At 72.3% G+C, this 2,068-nt stretch carries 2 protein-coding genes; both read left to right on the forward strand.

Annotation, left to right across the window (positions count from 1 at the left end):
• On the forward strand, positions 1–641 hold a 641-nt coding region (locus RUR_RS15320), incomplete at its 5' end, for a phosphopantetheine-binding protein (protein WP_283135722.1).
• A partial coding sequence (locus RUR_RS15325; RefSeq protein ID WP_283135723.1) for a condensation domain-containing protein occupies positions 638–2,068 on the forward strand: 1,431 nt, incomplete at its 3' end. The genes RUR_RS15320 and RUR_RS15325, both read left to right, overlap by 4 nt.

Here is a 2,068-nt window from a genome sequence, read left to right on the forward strand (position 1 = left end):
ACCAGATCAAGATCCGCGGCATGCGCGTCGAACTCGGCGAGATCGAGCACGCCCTGGCCACCCACCCCGCCATCCGCACCGCCACCCTCACCGCCACGGACTCGATCAACGCGTATCTCGTCCCGGCCGACCCCGACCGGCCACCGCCGGTGCAGGCCGTCCGCGACCACCTCCGGGCTCGCCTGCCCGAGCACATGATCCCCACCACCTTCACCTTCCTGCCCGAGCTGCCGCTCACCGCGACCGGCAAGATCCGGCGGAACGCCCTGCCGGTTCCGCAGCGGCAGGAGGAGTCACCGTTCGAGGCGCCGGCCACCCCGGCCGAACACGCCGTGACCGAGATCTGGCAAAGCGTCCTCGGCGCCGAGGCGATCGGGATCCACGACAACTTCTTCGCGCTCGGCGGCGACTCGATCCGCAGCCTCAACGTGGTCGCCCGGCTCCGCGGCCGGGGCTACGCGGTGACCCTTGAGCAGATCTTCCAGCACCAGACCGTGCGGGAGCTGGCCGGCGTTCTCACGCCCCTGGAGACCCCGGCCGCGGACACGGCGGAGAACGCCCCGGAGCGGCAGGCGTTCGGCCTGCTCGACCCCGCGGACCTCGCCCGCCTGACGAAGCGATACGGAGGACCGAGCAGATGACCGCGCAGCCTGAGGCCACCGAGGTCGAGGACGCCTATCCGCTGACGGCGCTCCAGGCGGGCATGCTGTTCCACAGCGCCTACGAGACCGGGTCGGCGACCTACCACGACGTCTTCACCCTGACCCTGCGTGCGCCGTACGATTCCGTCGCCCTCCGCGGCGTCCTCGACGAGCTCAGCGTCCGCCACCCGGTGCTCCGCACCTCCTTCGACCTCACCGGGTTCAGCGAGCCCCTCCAGCTCGTCTGGTCCCGGGCGCAGGCCCCGATCGAGGTCCACGACCTGCGCGGGCTCGACGCCGGCACGGTCGCGCAGCGGATCCGCGCCTTCCGGGACGAGGAGAAGACCAAGCCCTTCGACTGGGGTTCCGCACCGCTCCTGCGGGTCGTCGTGCACCTGCGCGACGACGCCGAGTTCGCGCTCACCCTCAGCTTCCACCACGCCATCCTCGACGGCTGGAGCGTCGCCTCGCTCACCACCGAGCTGGTCGGCCGCTACTCGCTGCGGGTCACCGGCGGCGCGACCCCGCCCCTGACCGGGCCCGACCTGTCGTTCCGGGACCACGTGGCGCGGGAGCGGGCCGCGGTCGCCTCGCCCGAGGCCGGCGCCTTCTGGGAGCGGACGCTGGAGGACGCGCCGGTGAGCGCGCTCCCCCGGCTCCCCGGCTACCGCAGCGGCGACGCCGAGGACGTGACCGCCTCCCTGACCCCGCTCGACCCCGAGACGGTCGCCGGGCTCGAACGGACCGCCCGCGAGCGCCGGGTCCCGCTGCGCACCGTCTTCCTCGCCTGCCACCTGCGGGTGCTGGGACTGCTCACCGGTGAGCGGGAGGTGATCAGCGGGATGGTGACGCACGGCCGCCCCGAACACGAGGCGGCCGAGGAGGTGCTCGGCCTGTTCCTCAACAGCGTGCCGGTCCGGGCCGACCTGAACACGCCCAGCTGGAACGAGCTCATCGACCAGGTCTTCGCCACCGAGCTCGCGATCCTGCCGCACCGCCTGTACCCCCTGTTCGAGATGCAGCGCCTCACCGGCCGGTCGCCGCTGTTCGACGTGCTCTTCGACTACCGCGACTTCCACGTCTACAAGGGCCTGAACACCGCCGACGGGATCGCGCTCGGCCCGAGCGAGTTCTTCGAACAGACCAACATCGCGCTCACCACGGGCGTCATCCGCTTCCCGGCCACCGGCGAGCTCGCCCTGCAGATCCGGTACGACCGGACCCAGTTCCCCGCCGACTGGATCGCCGGCATGGCCGGGCACTACCTGAAGGCGTTCGCCGAGGTGGCCAAGGATCCGGCGATGGACCCCCGGGCCTTCACCGACCACCTGGCCGAGGACTCGGCGTCGATCGAGCGGTGGAACTCCACCGCCGTCGACCACCCCGGCGGCACCCTGCCCGCCCTCGTCGCCGCCCAAGCCGCCGCG

The sequence above is a fragment of the Rhizohabitans arisaemae genome, from assembly GCF_025996515.1.
GTDB lineage: Bacteria > Actinomycetota > Actinomycetes > Streptosporangiales > Streptosporangiaceae > Rhizohabitans > Rhizohabitans arisaemae.